Origin of the sequence: Bacteroides sp., from assembly GCF_052357945.1 — a bacterium.
Taxonomy (GTDB): Bacteria; Bacteroidota; Bacteroidia; order Bacteroidales; family Bacteroidaceae; genus Bacteroides.
Map to the genome: position 1 here is coordinate 1 of NZ_DAWCXD010000245.1, position 3986 is coordinate 3986.

The following is a 3986-nucleotide window of genomic DNA, read 5'->3' on the forward strand; positions in this document are numbered from 1 at the left end:
TGATTTTCTGGGTACAGAACTGGGGATTGATGGGTGTTCCTTTGTTGATCGGATGGGTGTTGAATACTTATTGCAAAGGTCCGGTAGTAGACGGTGCACAGACTTATGACTACACGTTGCCGATGGCTATTTTTGCTCTCTTTGGTGTGCTTGCTCTGATTGTGGCTTTGATGTTGAAGGCAGAGAACAAGAAGAAGGGATACGGTTTGGAAGAGGCGAATATCCAAAAGTAACTGGGAAATTCAATACCTAAAGTAACAAAGGAATTTTGTATCAAGGTGTAAACAGAAGAGTATCAGTATGAATACTCTGAAATAAAAAATAAGAAGTATGGCTGCTAAAGAGAAAATCAACCTGTTAGAGGTCATTCCCTGTCGCAGTGAACATATTACAGCAGAAAGGGAAGGGGAGACAATTGTGCTCTCCTTTCCCCGTTTTAAATATCCGTGGATGCAACGCTTCCTTGTGCCGAAAGGAATGTCGAAAGAACTTCATGTGAAATTGGAAGAACACGGTACGGCTGTATGGGAACTGATAGATGGAAAACGCAATGTTCGTGAGATTATAGAAAAACTCGCAGACCACTTTCAAAATGAAGAGGGCTACGAGTCGCGTGTATCGGCTTATCTTTCTCAAATGCAGAAAGATGGATTTATAAAACTGGTGATACCAGTCGTATAAATAGGAACTTATTATTATTTATTTGATAAATACAGCCCAAAGTATGACGGCAATTGCTATCAGGACCCCCATGATAATAAGCGTTCCCCAAACAAAATAATTGCTGTCTTTCTCTTTCTTTTTCTCCGAGTCGTGGATGATACGTTCCATTTCTTCGGGGGTGGTGTTGGGTAGTGGATAAGGTTCGTTTGCACGGTTTAGATGCTTCAACTTATCGTTAGCACGTTCACGACGTAGGCGGGAAGCTTCCCGTCCCTCTTTTATTCGGCGTATCATGTCGAATGCATGTCCTTCACCAACCATATTCTTTGTTTTTTAGAAGTTCACTTCCTCGTTTTTCTATTTCCCTTCTTCTCTGTCCACTTTGAGCAATCCTCCCGTATTCGGATCAAAATAAACTTTGATGGTAGAATTCTTGTTGAACAAAACCGGAGCCAGATATTCTATCACACCAAATTGAGTAATAGGAAGTTCACCTTCGTAAAGTTTCTTTTTACCGTCGGTCAGTGTAACCATAGCTTGTCCGGGTACGTTGTAGGCGATTCCATCCAAATCTTTCTTCTTCTTACCGTCTTCTTGTGGTATCTTGACCGATTTCAGGTCTTTCAGACTGATATAAAACGGAGTTCCTGCCAAATCATTGTTGGCAACTACACCTAACTTCTTCGAGAAGCGGAAGGCAACTTCATTGTTGAATTCCTTGTCAGGGGTAAGGCAGACAGTGAATGTTCTCTCTTCTTTGTTGCAGGTGCCGGAGAACATTTGTGTCATGGCTTCTTCCTGTGCATTCAGATTGTCGAGCATAATTTTAAGCTGTGCCCCATCTGAAGGCATATTATCAGCTTGTCCGCGCAATAAGGCATTTTTGCTTTCGCGGATGTTATAGATCTCTTTAGCCACCAGCTCGGCCATCTTGGCGGTAGAACTAGCCATCAGAATCTCTTCGGTCAGGAATTCGCGAGGATTCGCTTTCTTTTGGAGGACTGCGGGGGCGGGAGCAGCTTTTTTGCCTGCACTGCTATTGCTGTAAGGAACATTGATCGTTTTCACAATGCCATCCTCTGTCAGTTCCATGAGCGGTGCTACTGTCTTATCCTTCAATTTTACGAAATACGTAGTTTCGCTGTTGGGCACACCTACGGATTTCACTTTTACGCTAGCCAGTTCCCAGTACTCTTCAGGGTCGGCGGAGACGTTGGTCAGTCGTAGGTAACGATCAGCATATTTGCTGAATTCTCCCGGAGTATAGTTGACTTTGTTGGCTTTTATTTCAAGTTCTATTTGGGTTTTGGGAAGACTGTAAACCACTCCATAGTCTTTTCCTCGGGTAACCCCTGTCAGTACTTCGGTTTGTGCATAGGCGGACGTTGTCATAAGTAGTCCTGCTGCTATAATCAACTTTTTCATATTCGGTTCTTTTTAACTGGTTTTGAAAACAAAGTTAATGAAGTTATTGAAAAAACTGTAAGTTCTTAACTTTTATTCGCTTACAAGTCGCCATGCTGTCGGCAGACAGGTGATAATATCGCTTGCGATCATTCCGATCATTCCTTGCTTCTTTTGAGCGACATCGCCCGCCAATCCATGAATGTAAGTGCCGATTTTAGCGGCTTCCTCGGTGGGATAACCTTGGGCAAGTAGTGCCAGGATTACTCCGGTCAGTACGTCACCGCTACCTCCGGTTGCCATTCCCGGATTTCCGGTTGGGTTGAAGAAACATTTACCTTCGGGGGTAATAATGGCGGAATAGGCTCCTTTTAAAATAATGTGAACATGGGCGGCACGAGCCAATTCGCAAGCCTTCATCAGACGTTCGTAAGAGTCCTGGCATTTGCCGGTCAGACGTTCCAGTTCTTTCGGATGCGGGGTGAGGATGGAACCCTTCGGCAGGTGGGTAAGTGCATGGCGGTGGTTGGCAAGGATATTAAGTGCGTCGGCATCCACTACAACAGGAGTCTGGCAATGTTCCAGTTGCTCCAATAAAGCAGCTTCCGTTTCCTCGTTTCGTCCCAGTCCCGGACCGATGCCGACTGCTTGATAGTCGTCCGTGTCGGTAGGTACGGCAAAACAGGTTTCGTTGATGTCGGTTTCTACGATTGCTTCGGGTATGGAGGTCTGCAAGATGTCGTTGTTGCACATTGGTGCATGAACAGTCAGCAACCCTACTCCCGAACGGAGGCAGGCGCGGGCAGCGAGAACAGAGGCTCCTGCCATTCCTTTTGAACCGGCAATCAATAGTGCATGGCCGAAGTTTCCCTTGTGGGCAAACTGTTTGCGTGGCTTGATGAGTGAACGGATTTGCTCTATTTCCAACATTTCGTAGTTCGTTTCCATCTCTTCAATGCCGTCTTCGCTCAATTGGATATCCAACAATTCCCATTCTCCGACAAATTCAGTGTTCTCTGCGAAAAGAAAGGCGAGCTTCGGCAGTTGCAGACTGAAAGTTACGTCGGCACGGATAATATTAGCTTTTACGTTGAATGTATTTTCTTCTCCCATCAGTCCGGAAGGAATGTCAATGGCTACTACCATGGCAGGGGAGGAATTGATGTATTTCACTACGGCAGCGAATCCGCCGCTCAACGGTTTGTTCAGGCCTGAACCGAATAATCCGTCGATTACCAGGTGATCGGGCGTCAGGACGGGAGGTACGAATTGGGTACTGATTTCGTGGAATTTTACTTCTTCCATCATTTCTACCAATTCTTTATTGGTCTGGCAGTCGGGTGAAAGTTCTCCTTTCGTGTTGAAGAGAAATACCTCGATTTTATATCCTTTTTCAGCCATCATGCGGGCTACGGCGAGAGCATCTCCGCCATTATTCCCCGGTCCGGCAAAGATAGTGACCGGCGTTTCCGTATTCCATCTGTCTGTGATGGCTTTTGTTAATACGGTTGCTGCACGTTCCATCAGATCGATTGATGCAATAGGTTCGTTCTCAATGGTATAAGCGTCCAATTTCTTGATACTGCTGCTTGGAAATATTTTCATTGCGATGTTCTTTTAGTTTTCGGATTACAAATGTACATGATTCTTCTGACTTTTCCCGTTTGTTGTGGGAAGAAAACTTGTTAATCATAAGGAGATGACTTGTTGGGGGCAGGGAAATGAATCAAACTCGTGGTGGTTTGATTTATTAAAAATAATCATTTTGTACCTTTCACAAGTTTCACGGACACGTAAGTTGTAGTGTGACAGATGTTTGTTGTGATTTAAGGTTCTCTTTTTAACCCTTCACATCTTTCACACTGGTAAGCGTCTCCGCGATTCTATCTTGTCGCCCTTTTTTCATTCTTATATTTTTG

The 3986-nt window shown here is 44.6% G+C and carries 4 protein-coding genes and 1 pseudogene; 2 read left to right on the forward strand and 3 right to left on the reverse strand.

Features of this window, described 5'->3' with window-relative positions; all coding sequences use genetic code 11:
• Together ACT8YW_RS22170 and ACT8YW_RS22175 are read left to right on the forward strand one after the other, a co-directional pair.
• Positions 1–233 (forward strand): annotated as a pseudogene (locus ACT8YW_RS22170) (MFS transporter); the annotation flags it as partial.
• Between the two features lie 97 nt (positions 234–330).
• Entirely contained in the window at positions 331–681 is a 351-nt protein-coding gene (locus ACT8YW_RS22175; protein WP_004315827.1) for a PqqD family protein, read from the forward strand.
• Between the two features lie 18 nt (positions 682–699).
• Here the strand turns inward: ACT8YW_RS22175 and ACT8YW_RS22180 are convergent, their stop codons facing one another.
• The 3 genes from ACT8YW_RS22180 to ACT8YW_RS22190 form a co-directional block, all read right to left on the reverse strand.
• Positions 700–984, reverse strand: coding sequence for a hypothetical protein (locus tag ACT8YW_RS22180; RefSeq protein WP_004301893.1), 285 nt, complete (start codon positions 982–984; stop codon positions 700–702).
• Positions 985–1020: 36 nt separating this feature from the next.
• Positions 1021–2088 carry a DUF4831 family protein gene (locus ACT8YW_RS22185; protein WP_444107170.1) on the reverse strand — a complete coding sequence of 356 codons (1068 nt, stop codon included), beginning with the start codon at positions 2086–2088 and terminating at the stop codon, positions 1021–1023.
• A 72-nt stretch (positions 2089–2160) separates the two neighbouring features.
• A complete protein-coding gene (locus tag ACT8YW_RS22190) occupies positions 2161–3672 on the reverse strand; it encodes an NAD(P)H-hydrate dehydratase (protein WP_444107171.1) in 1512 nt (503 codons plus the stop codon).
• Between the last annotated feature and the right edge of the window lie 314 nt (positions 3673–3986).

Coding starts and splice junctions, on each gene's coding strand:
- ACT8YW_RS22185 (WP_444107170.1), bottom strand. CDS start 2,088: ATGAAAAAGTTGATTATAGCAGCAGGACTACTTATGACAACGTCCGCC.
- ACT8YW_RS22175 (WP_004315827.1), top strand. CDS start 331: ATGGCTGCTAAAGAGAAAATCAACCTGTTAGAGGTCATTCCCTGTCGC.
- ACT8YW_RS22190 (WP_444107171.1), bottom strand. CDS start 3,672: ATGAAAATATTTCCAAGCAGCAGTATCAAGAAATTGGACGCTTATACC.
- ACT8YW_RS22180 (WP_004301893.1), bottom strand. CDS start 984: ATGGTTGGTGAAGGACATGCATTCGACATGATACGCCGAATAAAAGAG.